This window comes from Gardnerella sp. DNF00476, assembly GCF_049262735.1.
Taxonomy (GTDB): Bacteria; Actinomycetota; Actinomycetes; order Actinomycetales; family Bifidobacteriaceae; genus Bifidobacterium; species Bifidobacterium vaginale.
The window spans coordinates 1,406,280-1,423,983 of sequence record NZ_CP058401.1; the positions used below are offsets into that span (position 1 = coordinate 1,406,280).

14 protein-coding genes and 1 pseudogene are annotated in these 17,704 nt (G+C 38.6%); 11 read left to right on the forward strand and 4 right to left on the reverse strand.

Going from position 1 to position 17,704, the window contains the following annotated elements; genetic code table 11:
- Positions 1-25 precede the first annotated feature (25 nt).
- From HXT25_RS05625 to HXT25_RS05635, 3 genes and pseudogenes are all read left to right on the forward strand, one after another.
- Positions 26-259 (forward strand): annotated as a pseudogene (locus tag HXT25_RS05625) (DUF3791 domain-containing protein); the annotation flags it as partial.
- A gap of 371 nt (positions 260-630) precedes the next feature.
- The gene (locus HXT25_RS05630; RefSeq protein ID WP_004115478.1) at positions 631-810 is read left to right on the forward strand and encodes a hypothetical protein; all 180 of its coding nucleotides are present in this window, start codon (positions 631-633) and stop codon (positions 808-810) included.
- A 131-nt stretch (positions 811-941) separates the two neighbouring features.
- Entirely contained in the window at positions 942-2,825 is a 1,884-nt protein-coding gene (locus HXT25_RS05635) for a cell surface protein (RefSeq protein WP_422118787.1), read from the forward strand.
- Between the two features lie 143 nt (positions 2,826-2,968).
- On the opposite strand, the gene HXT25_RS05640 is transcribed toward HXT25_RS05635, so the two are convergent.
- Positions 2,969-4,078 carry a type II TA system antitoxin MqsA family protein gene (locus tag HXT25_RS05640; protein WP_101890158.1) on the reverse strand — a complete coding sequence of 370 codons (1,110 nt, stop codon included), beginning with the start codon at positions 4,076-4,078 and terminating at the stop codon, positions 2,969-2,971.
- A 57-nt stretch (positions 4,079-4,135) separates the two neighbouring features.
- Positions 4,136-4,543, reverse strand: coding sequence for a hypothetical protein (locus HXT25_RS05645; RefSeq protein ID WP_004112566.1), 408 nt, complete (start codon positions 4,541-4,543; stop codon positions 4,136-4,138).
- 309 nt (positions 4,544-4,852) lie between these two features.
- Between HXT25_RS05645 and HXT25_RS05650 the strand changes: the two genes are divergently transcribed.
- From HXT25_RS05650 to HXT25_RS05665, 4 genes are all read left to right on the forward strand, one after another.
- Positions 4,853-4,999, forward strand: a complete 147-nt coding sequence (locus HXT25_RS05650) for a hypothetical protein (RefSeq protein ID WP_101891890.1) — start codon at positions 4,853-4,855, stop codon at positions 4,997-4,999.
- Positions 5,000-5,021: 22 nt separating this feature from the next.
- Positions 5,022-6,200 carry an MFS transporter gene (locus HXT25_RS05655; RefSeq protein WP_101891891.1) on the forward strand — a complete coding sequence of 393 codons (1,179 nt, stop codon included), beginning with the start codon at positions 5,022-5,024 and terminating at the stop codon, positions 6,198-6,200.
- Between the two features lie 218 nt (positions 6,201-6,418).
- Entirely contained in the window at positions 6,419-6,619 is a 201-nt protein-coding gene (locus HXT25_RS05660; protein ID WP_422118788.1) for a hypothetical protein, read from the forward strand.
- Positions 6,600-8,438 (forward strand): InlB B-repeat-containing protein, encoded by a 1,839-nt coding sequence (locus tag HXT25_RS05665; RefSeq protein WP_422118789.1) that lies wholly within the window; start codon positions 6,600-6,602, stop codon positions 8,436-8,438. Before HXT25_RS05660 ends, HXT25_RS05665 begins: the two co-directional genes overlap by 20 nt.
- A gap of 265 nt (positions 8,439-8,703) precedes the next feature.
- Here HXT25_RS05665 and HXT25_RS05670 read toward each other — a convergent pair whose 3' ends face one another.
- Positions 8,704-11,373, reverse strand: coding sequence for a DNA gyrase/topoisomerase IV subunit A (locus HXT25_RS05670; RefSeq protein WP_422118790.1), 2,670 nt, complete (start codon positions 11,371-11,373; stop codon positions 8,704-8,706).
- Positions 11,374-11,577: 204 nt separating this feature from the next.
- On the opposite strand from HXT25_RS05670, the gene HXT25_RS05675 reads away from it, so the two are divergent.
- Positions 11,578-12,795: an alkaline phosphatase family protein gene (locus tag HXT25_RS05675; protein WP_422118791.1), complete on the forward strand. Its 1,218-nt coding sequence runs from the start codon at positions 11,578-11,580 to the stop codon at positions 12,793-12,795.
- A gap of 11 nt (positions 12,796-12,806) precedes the next feature.
- On the opposite strand, the gene sepH is transcribed toward HXT25_RS05675, so the two are convergent.
- Positions 12,807-14,138 (reverse strand): septation protein SepH, encoded by a 1,332-nt coding sequence (gene sepH / locus HXT25_RS05680; protein WP_004112578.1) that lies wholly within the window; start codon positions 14,136-14,138, stop codon positions 12,807-12,809.
- Positions 14,139-14,343: 205 nt separating this feature from the next.
- On the opposite strand from sepH, the gene HXT25_RS05685 reads away from it, so the two are divergent.
- The 3 genes from HXT25_RS05685 to HXT25_RS05695 all read left to right on the forward strand — a co-directional run bounded on the left by HXT25_RS05685 (position 14,344) and on the right by HXT25_RS05695 (position 17,634).
- Entirely contained in the window at positions 14,344-14,637 is a 294-nt protein-coding gene (locus HXT25_RS05685; protein ID WP_004112589.1) for a DUF4193 domain-containing protein, read from the forward strand.
- Positions 14,637-15,134 (forward strand): dUTP diphosphatase, encoded by a 498-nt coding sequence (gene dut / locus HXT25_RS05690; RefSeq protein WP_004112590.1) that lies wholly within the window; start codon positions 14,637-14,639, stop codon positions 15,132-15,134. Before HXT25_RS05685 ends, dut begins: the two co-directional genes overlap by 1 nt.
- Positions 15,135-15,294: 160 nt before the next feature.
- Positions 15,295-17,634: a RelA/SpoT family protein gene (locus HXT25_RS05695; protein ID WP_410309922.1), complete on the forward strand. Its 2,340-nt coding sequence runs from the start codon at positions 15,295-15,297 to the stop codon at positions 17,632-17,634.
- The last annotated feature ends 70 nt before the right edge of the window (positions 17,635-17,704 follow it).

Sequence of the window (17,704 nt, forward strand, 5' to 3'; positions counted from 1 at the left end):
TGCTTTATCTTAAAAAGGAGGGTTTATGATTGGTAATAAGCAAGAAGTCTTTGACAAAGATAAGCTTGATTTTGCAATATTTTGTATTGAAAATGTTGCAAATAAGCTTAATCAAAACCCTCGAGATACGTATGATGCTTTGACTAAGAAAAGTAATATTCTTATGTCTTATATTGTTCCATCTTATGATGTTTTGCATACTCAAGGCAAAGAGTATATTACAAATGACATTATTTCCTTTATGCGTGAAAAAGGTGTGGCAAGTTTTAGGGGAGTGATGGATTTTGAAGGCGAATCCTATTTTGTTGCAAAAGAGTATGCTAGGGTTGTAAGTTTGTTAGCTGAGCGTGCTGGGTTGAGTTATGAGCAGGCGCTTGACGTATTTTACCATTCCGTCACTTATGATTTGATGCGTAATGGTATTTCGGATATGCATTGTATGAGCGACGGATATTTGGTTCAAGATCTGCTTGATGAGATGCATAATTCTAAAATATGTGTTAATGCATGACTTTTGTAATAAATTAAACGATCGCGTGATATATCATGCTTGCATTAGTATTTCGACTATAAAGCGTACAATGTGTGTATGTTTTTACATTATTGCGTTATATATCTTTAAGAGGAAAAATGGGTAAGAGAACTAATATAATTTTGACTAGCGCTATGATGGGTATTGCTACTGCTGCTTGTGCTTTTTGTGTAGCGCAAAGTGCGAATGCTGCTGAAACTTCAGCTGCTTCTTCTGGTGTTAATACGTCTGTAAATTCTTCTGCCGCAACTTCTAATACACCGGGGGGGGGGCTTTAGATAGCACTTCCTCAGAACATGCTAAATCTGTTGATGAAGATAGAAGTGCTCCTGAGGAAACGCCTGTATTTGATACTGCTGCTAACTATAAGAAAGTTGGCGAAGATGATGACCAAATTAAGTACACTTATGTGAATAATACTACTAAAAAAATCACAAATCCATTTCCAGATGTAATTTCAGATGACGAGATTGAAAAAGCGTTTAAGAATAAAGAAACTTCTGTAGAAAAAATTTATTTTAAGCCTGCTGCCACTTCAGATAATCCTAATCCCAAAAGTGAGATTGTTAAAAATAGATTCTTAAAGAATGTTGATGGAGAATATATTGTTTACAAAGTATATAAAAATGATTATGTTTCTGGCAAAAATGAGTCACAGATTACTTCATCTCAGGGTGTGTCTGTAAATGGTTCTATATCAAAAGATGGTAGTATTTATGCAGGCTCTGAACAAACAATTACAGCTTCTGCTGAACCAGTTGATTTTGAATTAAATGGTTATACTGTTGCAAAGAATTGTAAAAAGTCTATTGATATTCGCTCTGAGTATGCTTTCAAAAATTACTTATACCTAAAACTCACGTATAAGTATAAGTTTAATTTTGAAAGATTTAAATTTGTGTATGTTTATTGTCATCATGCTGGGTGCAATACAAGTTATAATCGTTATTTTTCTGCAGCAGATGCGCAGTTCCATTTTGTGGATGATTTGCAATATAGATCTAAGAATCCAAATGGGGTAGATAAAGATGGTAAGTTAAAGCAGCGAGGAAATTCTGACACTCATCCATCTTTAACTGATGCAGACAAGAAGAAGGGTACTCTAATATCGTCGGTTCCATTTTACGAAATTGCGGGATTGGCGGATATTTCTGGTACTTCTGCTGTAATAACTGATAAAGCAGCCTTCTATCGAACAGATAGTGGTGACGGTAAGACATCTATTTTGTCTTTTGATAAAGATCCAGATATAAAATATGCGAAGCGTCCTATACTTACTGATCTTACTGGTAAGAATATTCCAGGATACGTGTATTGGGATAATGACATTGATAAGCCTCAGAACAAGAATCATGAGTTTGCGAACGATAAGGATACTAAGGAAGATCCTGGTAATCACTATCTTTCCTTTGCTTATGAAATGAAGGATGGCAAGCCTGTTAAGCGTCTTACACGTAAACATTATTATGTTACTTTTAGAGCAATTCCTACGCAGTTGGTCGTTAAGTATAAGAAGTCTGATGGAACATTTGAATCAAATGCAAAGTACGAGCTTTTAGATTCTGGTAATGCGAAAATTGGCAATGAATTTGCTGCTGCGAGTGGTGATATTGTTGCCAGCAGTATAAACGATCTAGTGACTATGATGAAGTCAACTGACACTACTCTTCTTAAAGGTTTTACTGGTTACTTATCTAACGGTGCTGTGTATTTGACTCCAGGAAACTATACTGTAAAACCTACAGCTCAAGCGCCTGAAGGGTACGATTGGGTTGTAGATTCAAATAAGCAGGATTCCAAAACTAGTGCAGATATTAATATCGGACTTCAAACTGGAAAGACTACTGCTATACAATTTATTACTTTTGTATTGAAGAAGAAGCCAACTCCTCCTATTCCTACGCCATCTCCAACTCCTGAAACTACACCAACTCCGACTCCAGCTCCTGAGACAGATGTGACTCCTGAACTTGAGCCAATACCAGTTCCTGACGTTCCTGATGTTCCTGATGATTCGTGGATTCCTCTTCCTGAGGTTGTTCCTGAGAATCCAGAGTATTCTGTTGTTGAGCAGCCTGTGTTGAATCCTGTTCGTACTGCAGATAAGCCAGTGGAGCGTTCTGTTGAGCAGCGTTTTAAGGCTGTTGATGCTGGTGAAGCTTATAATGCTAAGTCTCCTGCTAAGCATTTGCCTGATACTGGTGTTTCACTGGTTATGTCTATAAGTGCTTTGTTTGTGTCTTTGTTTGCTGGCTTTGGTTTGTCTATGTTCAAGTCTCGCCGCAAGCATTAAATATGCATGTAGTAGGTTGATTTTATGTAAGAATCTAGTTATGTTGTGTTGATATTGTGATTCAAGAATTCCCCCTGTTGTGTAACTTGTATGGTTGTTTGCAGGGGGAATTTGATTTTATTGTGTTTTGTTTCTGTTTCGCTTTATTTACTGGCAAACATATCTTTCGCATACTGGCGAATATCATCTGGATTTATCATATTGTATTTTTCTTTTATTTTTGTGAAGTATTCGCCAATTATCTTTTTGCTGATTATTTTATTTGATGAATCATTAGTTTTTAGATTTCCGCGAGTAAGTATCCAAGGCTCCTCATGATGCGTAAATCGTTCAAGTTCTTTACCGCTGTAGCAGCAAAGATTATCAATAACGCTATCGCATACTGCTTTTTCGGTAGCTGATAGTGTGGTTGTTAGTTCTGATGTAAATAATGTCACATCACTTTTTTGAACATGTTTGTAATCCGCTAATTTTTCTGATGATTTAATTCCTGATATTTCTGTTGTCGGTGAATCTATTGGAGTAAAAGTGTAGTCTTTATAACGCAAATAGACGTCTTTATATACAGGTCCATGAATCCATGCTTGACAATCATCGGTAAATATGAATGATTTATAAAAAGCGAAATAAAAACCCTGAATGTAGTATAAGGATTTTTGCAAGGCTAGGGTAGTTATATCCTCACACTTTATAAGCAAGTATTGTATTACATTGTTTATTTTGTCACTCGACTTATTGCCATCAAAGTTATTGTTTGCAAAGTTATTTTGTAATTCGCGTATTAGTTTTTGTGTTGCTTTATAACTTTTTTCGTAACTAATTGCAGATTTCAGATTATCCTTATTGCTGATTAATAATTGCAAGTAATATTCCGGATCATTATAAATGCGTAGCAAAATATCAGAATATTGTTTTGAAGGAATGTCTCCGTCTGCAAATCTAGAAAACGTTTGTTCACCCCAACCGAGAAGCAGTGAAAGTGGACGCTTGCCTATTGAGTATTTAGCAGGTATTTCGTTGATTTTGTCAAGCGGAATAATATTGTTTTCTTTACGATACTCGTCATACAATGCTCGAAGATTCGCGTCAATAATTTCGGGTACATATACAGCAGAGCCGCATTCTTTGCAGTGTGCTTCTGTGCCAGTGTAGGAATATTGTTTTCCTTTGATAGATGCAGTCATTGGAACGGATTTTGTTGAGTACTCAACGTCATTCCTGCATTCTTCACAAAATGTCTTATTATCTTTCATTATGAGCCTTTTATTGAAAATTAGCAGATTTATTATCTTTTTGAGTTGTTTATTAGATTATTTAAATAAATAATCTATCTGTTTATTTGCTTTATGGAATGAAATAACAACTGTTCTATTTTGCTGAGAAATAGTAATGATATTAAACTTCGTGTAAATGTTTACCATCTCACATTTACCTACGTGTGATAGTTTTACGCGTGGTGCGAATACGTAAAGCGTTTCATATTCATAGCCTCTTTTTTTGTTTTTTAACGAATGACAAAAATCTTCCACTTCTATGTTGAGAAGTATATTTTTCTGAATATCTGATCGTATGTTGTATTCTCGAATGAAGTTTATGTTTTCTTGACGATTTTCGTTTAATGAGATGGTAAAACGGTCATTCCTTATGCAGTCTTTTATCTTTGCAAGTATTGCTGAAATTTCTTCTTTTGTGTAATTCTGGTTATAGTTCTTGTTCATACATCACCTCTAGTCGTATGATACAAAAAATAGGTGCATTTATCAAGAAAAATGCATCTATTGATGCATAAATAATTTCTAAGCATTCTAGAATAAAATTTATTAGCCTTATTAATGTATTTGGCTTGTTTTTATCCTTTAAGATTATCTTCAATAAAATGTAAATTTGAAACTTTTATTTAGTTTAAATAAGACGTTGAACTCATTTGGTCACTTACAGTATTGCTTATGCTGTTGAATATTGTATCATTTTTATTGTTGCTAATTTTTGTCTTTCCTAGTAACACATATTTGCAGTAGGAGTGTTGCATGACTGATTTAGATGCTATTTTTGATCTCTCTACAACAGATTGTGCTCTTTGCAAGAAATATAATATTCCCAATTCTGATACGCTTGCTGCATTTGAAGAAGCTAAGCAAATGAAATATGATCCTAATGCGAAAACTTATAACTAGTTTTATGAATTAATATGTGAATATGATTAATCTTCTTCTTGCAATTATTTATCTAGCATTTATCAGTTTGGGTTTGCCTGATGCTCTTTTAGGATCTGCTTGGCCGACTATGAGTCACGATATTGGCGCGCAAATTTCTTGGGCTGGCGGAATATCAATGGTTATTTCTGCAGGAACTATTGTTTCTGCTCTACTGAGTGACAGGATGACTAAGCGTTTTGGTGCAGGCAAAGTTACGTTTGTGTCTGTTGCTTTAACTGCATTGGCATTGTTGGGTTTTTCTTTTGCGCCGAATTATATTGTGCTTATTTTGTTAGCAATCCCGTACGGGCTAGGTGCTGGAGGGGTAGACGCTGCTCTTAATAATTATGTTGCTTTGCACTACGAAAGCCGTCATATGAGCTGGCTTCACTGCATGTGGGGTATTGGAGCTTCAGCTGGACCTTACGTTATGGGTTTTGCGCTTTCTCACGGATTTGGATGGTCTGCAGGATATCAGTATATTGCGATTGTTCAAGTGATATTAACTGTAATATTGTTTATAAGTTTGCCATTGTGGAATAATCGTAAAGCACATGAATTACAGAAATCTATTCAGATATCTAAAGAATATTCTAAAACGCTATCTTTTGCGGAAGTTTTGCGCATTCCTGGAGCTAAAAATATTCTTATAATGTTCTTCTGCTACTGTGCTATTGAACAGACTGCAGGATTATGGGCTAGTAGTTACATGGTTTTGTATGGGTCCGTTAGTCGTGTTGTTGCAGCGGGATGGGCAAGTTTATTTTATGTTGGTATTACAGCAGGACGATTTATAAGCGGATTTTTGACAATGCGTTTTAATGACGAAAACATGATTCGTCTTGGACAACTAGTGATGATTCTAGGCATTCTTGTGTTGTTATTGCCATTGCCAAATCATATAGCATTAGTTGCAGGATTTGTGATTATTGGTTTAGGGTGTGCGCCTATTTATCCATGTGTTATTCACTCTACACCGCATTATTTTGGAGCTGATAAATCACAAGCGATTGTTGGCATGCAAATGGCTAGCGCGTATATTGGATCAATGTTGATGCCTGCAATCTTTGGGTTTATTGGTCAAAACGTGTCTATGTCTTTGCTTCCAGCATATTTGATTATTTTGCTATCTATAATGGCGTTTATGCATATGCAATTGCTTCGGACTTGCAAAAGTTGAGTATGAGAATGTTTTTGTGTGATTGTTGGCTTAATGGTTGTTTGTTTAAGATTTATTAAGCTTATTGTGAGTTTGGTTACATTTTGTTGAGATTGAAGTTGTAAGTTGTAGAATGTCTGAAGATTCAATGCTGTTAAATGCCTGTATTATACTTGTTTTGGTGTTGATTCCGTTATTTTGGTAATTATTCTAGAAAATTTGGTTTTGCGGGAGGAAAAATGAGTAAGAGAACTAACATAATTTTGACTAGCACTATGATGGGTATTGCTACTGCTGCGTGTGCTTTTTGTGTAGCACAAAGTGCAAATGCTGCCGATACCTCAGTGAGTGATGGTATTAATACAACTGTAAATTCTTCTAACGCAAACTCTTATGCTACAAATCCTAGTAAAAACCAGCATGGGGGGGGCTTTAGATAGCACTTCCGTAAAATCCTCTGAAAATATCAATTCCTCCAATTCTAATGAAGCTGCAAAAATTACCGAAACTGCAAAAACTGATAATGATGTTGTTAAATCTTCTAAACCTGTAGACGCTACTGAAAATTTTGAAACTACTAAACTTACTCAAACTCTTATTGATGTAAGCAATACTAATCTTCAAACAAATAATCGTGAAGATAGAAGCGTAACTGCATATGAAGAATCCAGAGCAGCTTCAACTGATTCAAGTAGCACAAATGATGAATCTTTAACTTGGACGCGTGACGACTTTAATATCACCCCTGACGGCAAACAGATTGGGTACAGGAAAGATATTACTGTTACTGATCATGATGGAAAACCAGCTGGTACAGAAAATGTTATTGTTCCAGGACTTAATGAAAAAGGCCTTGCAAAGCTTAAGAAAAATCCGCATATTGTAATTCCAGAAGGTATAGAAGTAATTGGAGAAGTTGCTTTTACAGGTAAAGCGAAACAAGTTGGCAAAAATCATGAGCATATCGAGGGTGAACATTATATAGAAAGTGTCACTCTTCCGCAATCTCTTAAAATCATCGAATACGGTGCGTTCGGCTGGAACAAAATTAAGGGAACTGTTACTATTCCGAAAAGTGTAATTTCAATACATAATGGTGCTTTTGTAGCTAATGAAATTGAAAAAGTTGTGTTTGAAGGCGTAATTGATGACAAGGGCAAAGAGCACGATTCAGACTCTAAGCCGTATTATCTTTCTGGAATTGGTAGCGATGCTTTCCAAGGTAATAAAATTACTGAAATTGATGTAAAAGATAATTTGGCTAAGTATCAATTATTCCCATCTAATAATCCACAGAAGGGCGATTCTGTGTTCGATAACCAGAATCCTGGAACTTTCACTATTGAAGTAGGAGACGAATATAAAAGTCCTATTAAAATTACGAAAGAAGGTGTCAATCAGAGTATTAATGTAGTGGAAGGATTCAAAGAAGATGGTACTCCAGTACAGATTGAAAATTCATCTTATTTTGAGAAGAATAAAGAAGGCAAATATATAGCAGTAAAATCTGGCAAGCTTGAAGGTCAGTGCCTGTTTTACGATATTATCAAAAGACAATTTAGGATAATTGGTATTTCGCACTTTACCTACAACATTGTTCCTAAACCTAAGATCTACAAAGTTACTTTTGTTAATGATAGCAATAAAAATTATGCTTCTGTGCAAGTTAAGGAAGGCAAGAGCATAAGTGAAAACAGTGTTGCAGGTCAGATGATGCCATCGGCACCATCTAAAGAAGGTTATACTTTTGTAGAGTGGAATGCTGATTCTACAGGTAAGGATAAAAGCAAAGTATTTACTGCTCAAACTCCAGTAAAAAGTGACATGACGGTTTATGCTATTTATACACCTACGCCATCTCCAACTCCTGAACCAACACCAACACCAACACCAGAGCCAGCGCCTGAGCCAGATGTAACTCCTGAACCTGAGCCAATACCAGTTCCTGACGTTCCTGATGTTCCTTATGTGCCTGATGATTCGTGGATTCCTGTTCCTGAGATTGTTCCTGAGAATCCAGAGTATTCTGTTGTTGAGCAGCCTGTGTTGAATCCTGTTCATTCTTCGGATAAGCCAGTGGAGCGTTCTGTTGAGCAGCGTTTTAAAGCTGTTGATGCTGGTGAGGATTACAATGTTAAGGCTCCTGCTAAGCATTTGCCTGATACTGGTGTTTCACTGGTTATGTCTATAAGTGCTTTGTTTGTGTCTTTGTTTGCTGGTTTTGGTTTGTCTATGTTCAAGTCTCGCCGCAAGCATTAAATATGCATGTAGTAGGTTGATTTTATGTAAGAATCTAAGTTATGTTGTGTTGATATTGTGATTCAAGAATTCCCCCTGTTGTGTAACTTGTATGGTTGTTTGCAGGGGGAATTTGATTTTATTGTGTTTTTGCTGATTATTTTATTTGATGAATCATTAGTTTTTAGATTGCCGAGAGTAAGTATCCAAGGCTCCTCATGATGCGTAAATCGTTCAAGTTCTTTACCACTGTAGCAACAAAATCGCAACTATAGCAGTAAAGAGATTACCCAATATGCGCAATTGGGGAAACTAACTCGGTTCCTGAAGCGTCTCTTCGCATATCTGGCTTAGGTAGCTCTACGTTCGCTCCACGTTGTGTAGTCGCGTAAAGCGGATAGTTTCCAACGTATGCTGCCAAAATCGTGTTTTGCCCCTTAAGGAATCGCTGTGATCGCACGCCTCCGGTGCCGCGACCCTTTGTAGGGTACATTTCTAGCGGCGTAATCTTTGCAGCTCCGTTTTCTGTTCCAGCAAGCGCGTCGCTATCTCCAGCAAGAGTGAATACTACGCTTCCAGAAGCAGAAAATAGACCATTTTCGCCCTCTTCGTAATTCCATTCAACATCATTTTTAGCAACTACAGCAAAAGCAGAAACAGTGCATCCTTCATTAAGCCTAATTCCTGCCATTCCTGCAGAGCTTCGCCCCTGAGGTCTAACTTGTTTTGCGTCGAATGTAAGAAGAGAAGAATCGCTGCTTATAAACACAAGCCTATCTTCATCATTAGCAAGTGCTGCATTAATTACTGAATCGTTGTCTTTTAAGTCAATAATGCTCCAAGAATCCATTGTTGTTGGTGATTCAAAATTCCATCGTTTTACAACGCCATTCTTTGTTCCGATTGCGAGAGGAGTTTTAGAATCAGATTCGCTCAACGCAATAGCAGCTACGACTTTCTCTCCTCTAATTGGGTCTGTGCTTTGAGTAGAAGTTAATAATTCGCTTGCTTTAACACCATTGGAAAGAGATTCCGAAACGTTTTCATCTCCTTGATTTAAATGTGGCAAGTCTGCAACATGCGCTATTACTAATCGCCCTGCGGATGTTATTAAAGCGTATGTTGCTCGCGTAGTAGTAGTAAACACGTTTAAGCATGGAGTGTCAAAGATATTTGAAGAATGTGATTGCCATCTATTGAATGTTTCAACACTAGTTCTTGCTATAAGCCCAGATGTGCTCAAAGCTACGGCACACGGTTCGTCGCTTAATTGCAAAGCCGCTGAGGTTGCGTCAGTGTCTCCAGACTTACGAGCGGCGCTTGCGGCTGCTGCAACATCTGCCTGGGCATTTGTCAATTGATTTGCTGCAATAACTGCGTCCATAGCTGAATCAGAATTAACTTCTTTACTGTTTTTAGTGCAAACAGGCGTAAAGCTGCCGTCTTCTTGTTCGTCTAAAAGAATAGTTCTGCGCGGAGTATCCCACTGTTTTACAGCGTAATCCATTTCTGCAATCACAACTTTGTCTAGCTGGCTTGCGGAGCTTAGAATCTCGTTAAGTTCATCTATTTTTTGCAATAAGTCGTTTTTTTCGCCTTCTAGCTCGATTCGACTCATTTTTGTAAGTCTTCTAAGTCTTAAGTCAAGAATGTATTGCGCTTGAATCTCGTCTAAATCAAATACGCTAATAAGCTTTGATTTTGCGGTTTCTGCATCTTCGGAAGACCTAATTACTTGAATTACTTCGTCAATGTCTAGCATTGCAAGAAGCAATCCTTCTACAAGGTGCAGTCTCTCTTTGGCTTTGTTTAGTCTAAATTCGCTGCGCCTTCTAATAACGGTTCTTCTGTGCAAAATCCACACGTCTAGAAGCTCTCGAAGACCCATTGTGTGAGGTCTTCCATCAACTAGTGCAACGTTGTTAATCGTAAAGCTTTCTTGCAGCGGAGTGTGCTTAAAAAGTTGCGCAAGAACCGCGTTTGGGTCGAATCCTGTTTTTATTTCGATTACGATTCGCGTTCCGTTATGTCTATCTGTTAAGTCTATTGCTCCAGATATTCCGTCTAGTTTGCGCGCTTTTATGCCTTGAGATATGCGTTCGAGCACGCGCTCTGGTCCAACCATAAATGGTAATTCGGTAACAATAATCGCCTTTTTGCGCGCTGTAACGTTTTCAATATGCGTTTTCGATCTAGTTGTAAAAGCGCCTCTTCCAGTTTCGTACGCTTCGCGGATTCCACTTCGCCCAATAATTATGCCGCCGCCAGGCCAGTCTGGTCCTGGAACTATTTGCATTAAATCGTCTAGAGTAGCATTTGGATGCTTCATAACGTATTTTGCTGCAGCTACGACTTCGCCAAGATTGTGAGTAGCCATATTTGTGGCCATTCCAACTGCGATTCCAGAAGCTCCGTTTACAAGCAAGTTTGGTATAGCGGCAGGCAGAACAGTTGGTTCTTTTAGCTTATTGTCATAGTTTGGAGCAAAGTCAACAGTGTCTTCGTTTATATCTGCATTCATTCCAAGTGCTGCTGGAGCTAGTCGCGCTTCCGTGTACCTAGATGCTGCAGGACCGTCGTCTAAGGAACCAAAGTTTCCATGACCGTCAACCAGAGGGAGTCTAAGAGAAAATGGCTGAGCCAAACGCACCATTGCCTCGTAAATTGCGGAATCTCCATGCGGATGCAGTTTTCCCATAACTTCGCCTACAACGCGAGCAGACTTCATGTATGCGTGTTCTGGGGTAAGGTTCATGTTTCCCATTTGATACACGATTCGGCGCTGTACAGGCTTCATTCCGTCTCTAGCGTCTGGCAATGCGCGCGCGTAAATCACCGAGTATGCGTATTCGAGGAATGATTTGCTCATTTCTTCGTTAAGCGGCGTTTCAACAATGTTTTCCTTAACCTTTCTAGGGTCGAAGGTTTGTTTTGCTGATTTGCTGCGTGAAGGCATGGTTTTGAACTCCTTGAAGTGATTTACAAGCCTTTATAATACCAATTTATGTGCACAAAACTTTATTAAATGCTTATTTTCTTGCCATTTTAGTGGTGATTTTTCTTGCGATTTTTCTTGCGTTATTTCTTATGATTTGAATCTAACTTTAGCGCTAACTCGAATTTAACTTTAATGTAGTCTTTTTTAACTACAATGTAGCTTATGACTATTGAGATTCCACAATTGGATGACTTGTTGAAGTTTGTTGAAAGTAGCAAAATCCGTGACGCGTACAATAATCCTAAATCTGCTCTTCATCTATCTTCGATTCTTCCAGCTCTTAGTGCTTCTATAGGATCGCCAATTTGCACACAAATCCATAAAAATCCTGATTCTTTGCGAGATTTGTTTGGGTTTCCTAAAGTAAAAAGTGCTGTTGTTGTGCTTGTAGACGGACTTGGCTATTGGAATCTTGCTATTAGAAAAGGTCATGCTCCTTATTTGCGCTATCTTCTTAACGATTGCGCAAATCAGCGTCCAATAAAGACTTGTATTCCGAGTACTACGGTTGCAGCAATGGCAACTTTTGGCACTGGAACATGCCCTGGTCTTACTGCAATGACGGGATACACGCAAAAAAATCCTAAAACGGTGGCATTATGTCAATTAATCCAATTTAGGGATGCTCCAGATCCATTAGATTTGCAACGCCAGCCTACAATATTTGAGTCGCTTTCTAATTTAGGTGTTAGAGCGAATCATGTAAGTCTTTCAAAATTTGAGGATTCTCCTCTAACTCAAGCAGCTTTTAGGGGAGCTAAATTCATAAGTGGATCAACTCCTAGAGCAAGAATTATGAATGCTGCAAATAGTACTAAAACGCCTGGTTTAACGTATTTGTACCTTAGAGATATTGATAAAGTTGGTCACAATTATGGTTGGAAATCTGAGAATTGGGTTTCAGCTTTTGAGCAGATAGACGCGCAACTGAGTCTTTTAAAAAAGAATTGTCAAAAAGGCACTTTGATTGTTATTACTGCAGACCATGGAATGATTGAATCAAATCCAGATTTGAAAATAGATATTGCAAAAGATAGTCGTCTTACTAAAGGAGTTAAGCTTGTTGGGGGAGAGCCTAGGTCTGTTATGCTTTACGCGGAAGATGGCGAAAATCCAGATGACATTGCGTTAAGATGGTCTAACGTTTTGCAAGATAAAGCGCGTGTAAGAACTAAAGAGCAAGCTGTTAAAGATGGTGTTTTTGGGAAAGTCAGCCCGTTAGCATTAAGCGTTATAGGAGATGTTCTTGTTCAAGCAAAGTCTTCCGTAACCATAGTGGATTCTAGGATAGAAACAGAAAAAGCCATGAGCTTACCAAGCGTTCATGGCTCTATGAGTCACATGGAAATGGATATTCCATGCTTAGTTGATATAGCTTGATTTATGATAAATTAAGCCTCTCCAAAAAGAATCTCATCCCAACTAGGAACAGCAGCTCTCGTGCTCTTCTTAGCCCTAGTATGCTCGTTCATATGCTGTTTTGGTTCAGTTTTTGGAGTTTCTATAGCAACTGTTTTATCTGCTTGAACATGCGCATCTTCAGAATCTGATCCAAAAGTGTTTGATTTAGAATTTGCATATTTGCTTTTTGCAGAAGCAGAATTGGAAGAATCGACTACCGCATTTTCACTAGAATTATCTTGTGAAATGTTTGCGCTCGCATTTTCGCTACTATCTTCATTTTCTGAATTTTCTTTAGACTTATAGATTCCAGAATTAGAAGAAGAGTTTGCAATATTTGCAGCAGTTTCTGCGGCTTCTATGTTTTTTACGTTTGCAGAAGACTGTTCTGTATTATCTGGATTGTTAGATGGAGTAGAGTTTGATACCAAATCGCTTAGAATTGGATTTTCTGTATAACCATCTAAAGAATTATTAGTATTGTTGCTGTTTTGTTCTTTTTGTGCAGCCTCTGTTTGAATAGCAACATTTGCAAGATTAACGCTATTCCTTGATTCCCACTGACTCACAGCACGTTCTATTCTTGCAGAACGAATCGAATTTCCTGGAAGCTCATCATTTGCGAATGGGAAGTTTATGCTTACTGTGTCTCTATAAGCTCCTCCAAACTGTGATTTTTTAGAAGAAGAATCATTGTTCATGACTTCTTCGCCAAGCAACAATCTAGATGAAGGGTTTGCGCATGTAATAGAGTTGTCGTGCATATTCCAAGTCCACTCTGCTTTTATTGTTCGAGTAGCAGTGTTGAACTCTGCTGTTATAAGCCATGGTTCAAGTCCGCGTCTTGTGGCACGCCATTTTACAGTTTCCATTCCAATGTGTGCTTTTGCGAGAGTTCGTTCAATCAAATCTGAAATAGTTCTCATATTGCTTTGTTTTGGAGCTGGAACTGTTAAGAATTGCTCAATAGCATACTGTTTTTCTGTTTCAACGCCACTAGAGAATCTTTTAACTTGAGATTCGCTTACGTTATATCGCTTTGCAACATGCTCTGGATCGACACCAGCACGTATCAGTGCTTGTATCTGAGATATAGGTAGTGTTGCCGTGGTAGCAGCTGGCGAATCATCAGATTTACCAATAGAATTAACTGTGTTTTGATTATCGCCACCAACATTTGTTAGTTTTTTTGATTCGGCAATCGCGCGCTCCAGCGTGTCGTCAACATGAATTTTTAACGGCGTGTTTTCAAAAATAAAAATTAAATCGCCATTATTATCCACATGATCGAAACTCGCCTCTTTTGGCGGATTTTCAAGCATTGTGCACCACTTTCCTCGCTTTTAACGCTACTTATAACATACTTTAGTCCATAGTCTGCCTTCTTTGCCATTTTCTATGAATAAAAAAGCGAGTATTCTATGCGGGGTAGCTTTCATGTATGCTATGCGCGTAGGTAGCTTTTATTAGATAGCTAAAAGTATAAAAGTAGATTTAGTAAGTAGTTTTAAAAACGAAAGGACCATAATGGCACAGGATTATGATTCTCCTCGTAGTAAAGACGAAGACGAGGAGTCATTGGAAGCGTTGAGTAAGGGTTCACAAAGCTCTGCTAACGATATAGACGATGATGAGAATGCTATTGCAGAAGATTACGAGTTGCCGGGTGCAGATTTAAGTAATGAAGACGCGTCTGTTACAGTAATACCAATGCAGGGTGATGAATTTATTTGCTCAGAGTGCTTCCTAGTAAAGCATCGTAGTCAGCTTGCGCAAATGTCTCAAGACGGTCAGCCAGTTTGCAAGGAGTGCGCAGCCTAATGTCTTATGACGAGACCTACACTGGTCCAGAACAGGTAGAAGTTCTTATCAAGTATTTAGATAATTTGGATGATACTGATAGTAATCAGCCTGCTATGGAACATATTTCTTACGCTCATGCTGGCGATGCTGGGGCGGATTTGCGAACTACGCAAGATGTGACTTTGCGCCCGTTTGAACGTGCTCTGGTTCCAACTGGTGTTGCTATAGCTTTGCCGGCTGGATACGTTGCTCTAGTTCATCCGCGTTCTGGTCTCGCTGTAAAACAAGGTGTTACAGTTCTTAATGCGCCAGGAACCGTTGATGCTGGGTATCGCGGTGAAATTAAGGTTCCGTTGATAAATATGGATCCGAACAATGCTGTGCAGTTCCATCGTGGAGATCGTATAGCTCAACTAGTTATTCAACGTTATGTTGAAGCTAATTTTATTGAGGCAAATCAGCTTCCAGGATCGGATAGATCTACAAAAGGATTTGGATCTACTGGAGTGCAATAAATTACATAAATCCGGCCAGAGCTAAGTTTATTAGACTGAGTCGGATTTATTGTATTTAATATTAAGTTTATTGTGTTTAATATTAGACATGTAGATTATTGTATGATTTAGCTTGTTTTACAAGGTAGGATAGTAACTATAGATCGGGAGGTGATATTCGATGGGTGAAAATCAAGAAGACATTAAGGGCGCTAACATGCTCGGATGTGAAATTAGCGAAGATATGCGAGACCCATTGTGCCCAATATTGCGAATGTGTAAGTGGCATCATCCCGATGAGAATATGGAGATTTTGCACAAAGCTTATGCTAGAGCCGTAAAACAGCATACTGGTCAAAGGCGTAAATCCGGCGAACCATATATTATTCATCCTCTTGCTGTTGCTCAGATTTTAGCTGACCTAGGAATGGGTCCTATAGTTGTTGCTGCAGGATTATTGCACGATACTGTTGAAGATACTGATTATACGCTAGAAGAGTGTAGGGCTGATTTTGGTGATACTGTTGCAGGATTAGTCGACGGTGTTACAAAAATATCAAAAATGGAATATGGAGAAAGCGCTCAGGCGGAAACAATCAGAAAAATGGTTGTTGCAATGAGCCGAGATGTGCGAGTGTTGGTGGTAAAACTTGCAGATCGTTTGCATAACGCTCGTACATGGAGATACGTTAAGCCATCTAGCTCACATAAAAAGGCTCGTGAAACTCTAGATGTTTACGCTCCTCTTGCAAATCGACTCGGCATGAACGCAATTAAAACAGAGCTTGAAGAGCTAAGCTTTAAAGTTTTATATCCAAAAATTTATAACGAAATAGTAGTTTTAGTTGCTCGTAGAGCTGGTCAACGTGAAGTTTATTTGCGTCAAATTCTAGAAGAAATCAATGAAGATTTAAACCAGCAACATGTAAAAGCTTCTGTTAAGGGGCGTCCAAAAGATTATTTTTCAATCTATCAAAAGATGATTGTTCGCGGTCATGATTTTGAAAATATTTACGATCTTGTAGGTGTGCGAATAATCGTTGATTCTATTCGGGACTGTTATGCTGCATTAGGTGCAGTTCATGCGCGCTGGAGTCCTGTTCCTGGACGTTTTAAGGACTATATAGCAACGCCTAAGCTAAATATGTATCAAAGCTTGCACACTACTGTTGTAGGTCCTGGTGGAAAGCCTGTGGAGATTCAGATTCGCACATGGGACATGCATAGGCGTGCTGAATTTGGTATTGCTGCTCACTGGAAGTATAAGGCAAATGGACAAGCTGGTCGCGCTTTAAGTAAGCCAGATAAAGGTGATGTTAAGCGTGAACAAGAAGAAAACAAAGAGCTTAGCGAATTAGATAATTTAAAGTGGATTCAGCAGCTTGCAGATTGGACCAGTGAAACGCCAGATTCTGACGAATTCTTGGGTTCCTTAAAGCAAGATCTTGGAGCTTCGGAAGTCTACGTGTTTACTCCAAAGGGAAGTATTGTTGCTCTTCCGCAAGATGCAACTCCAGTTGACTTTGCTTATTCTGTGCATACTGAGGTTGGTCACAGAATGATGGGCGCTCGCGTAAATGGAAAGCTTGTGCCACTTGACACTAAGCTTAACAATGGCGATACTGTAGAAGTTCTTACATCAAAGTCTGATACTGCTGGTCCTTCAAGAGATTGGCTCAGCTTTGTAAAAAGCCCTAGAGCTAGAAATAAGATTCGTCAATGGTTTAGCAAGGAACGCCGTTCGGAGGCGATTGAAGAGGGTAAAGACGAGCTTACGCGAGCTATGCGTAAACGTAATTTGCCTTTATCTACTTTACTTACTCCACAAGCGTTAATAGGTGTTGCAGAAGAGCTTAATATAACTGCTAATGTAGAAGCTGTTTACGCTGCAATTGGCGAAGGTCAAGTTTCCACTCAAAACGTTATTTCTCGTCTTGTTAAAGATGCTGGTAGTGAAGAAGTAGCTGAAGAAGCTCAGGAAGAAGCACTTCCGCTTAGGAGAGTTGAGCGTAATCGCAAATCTAATGGTGTTCTTGGTGTTTCCGTAAAGGGCGTTGGAGATGTGTGGGTTAAACTTGCTCGCTGTTGCATGCCTGTTCCTGGAGATGACATTGTTGGTTTTATAACTAGAAATCAGGGTGTTTCTGTTCATAGAACGGATTGCCAGAATATGATTGATTTGCAAAAGTCACAGTCGGAGCGTGTTATTCCTGTTCAATGGACTAGCGATAAAGGCTTGTTCCTTGTTAAAGTTCAAGTAGAAGCTTTGGATCGTCAGCATTTGCTTTCGGATGTTACGCGAGTTCTTTCGGATCATGGTGTAAACATTCTTTCGGGAACGATTGCTACTGGAGATGACCGCGTTGCTACAAGTCAATTTACGTTTGAAATGGCAGATCCTCAGCATTTGAACACTCTTCTTGCTGCAATTCGTAAGATTGATGGCGTTTTTGACGTTTATAGAATTACGGGCGCAAAAGATAGTGCGGAACCGCGACTCAGAAAAATGGAACGCGACTAAACAAGAAAACCTAAACAATAAAACTTCCAGTCAAATAATGTTTTGGCTGGAAGTTTTATTATTGCAATTT

Coding starts and splice junctions, on each gene's coding strand:
- HXT25_RS05630 (WP_004115478.1), top strand. CDS start 631: ATGGGTAAGAGAACTAATATAATTTTGACTAGCGCTATGATGGGTATT.
- HXT25_RS05640 (WP_101890158.1), bottom strand. CDS start 4,078: ATGAAAGATAATAAGACATTTTGTGAAGAATGCAGGAATGACGTTGAG.
- HXT25_RS05645 (WP_004112566.1), bottom strand. CDS start 4,543: ATGAACAAGAACTATAACCAGAATTACACAAAAGAAGAAATTTCAGCA.
- HXT25_RS05650 (WP_101891890.1), top strand. CDS start 4,853: ATGACTGATTTAGATGCTATTTTTGATCTCTCTACAACAGATTGTGCT.
- HXT25_RS05655 (WP_101891891.1), top strand. CDS start 5,022: ATGATTAATCTTCTTCTTGCAATTATTTATCTAGCATTTATCAGTTTG.
- HXT25_RS05660 (WP_422118788.1), top strand. CDS start 6,419: ATGAGTAAGAGAACTAACATAATTTTGACTAGCACTATGATGGGTATT.
- HXT25_RS05665 (WP_422118789.1), top strand. CDS start 6,600: ATGGGGGGGGCTTTAGATAGCACTTCCGTAAAATCCTCTGAAAATATC.
- HXT25_RS05670 (WP_422118790.1), bottom strand. CDS start 11,373: ATGCCTTCACGCAGCAAATCAGCAAAACAAACCTTCGACCCTAGAAAG.
- HXT25_RS05675 (WP_422118791.1), top strand. CDS start 11,578: ATGACTATTGAGATTCCACAATTGGATGACTTGTTGAAGTTTGTTGAA.
- sepH (WP_004112578.1), bottom strand. CDS start 14,138: ATGCTTGAAAATCCGCCAAAAGAGGCGAGTTTCGATCATGTGGATAAT.
- HXT25_RS05685 (WP_004112589.1), top strand. CDS start 14,344: ATGGCACAGGATTATGATTCTCCTCGTAGTAAAGACGAAGACGAGGAG.
- dut (WP_004112590.1), top strand. CDS start 14,637: ATGTCTTATGACGAGACCTACACTGGTCCAGAACAGGTAGAAGTTCTT.
- HXT25_RS05695 (WP_410309922.1), top strand. CDS start 15,295: ATGGGTGAAAATCAAGAAGACATTAAGGGCGCTAACATGCTCGGATGT.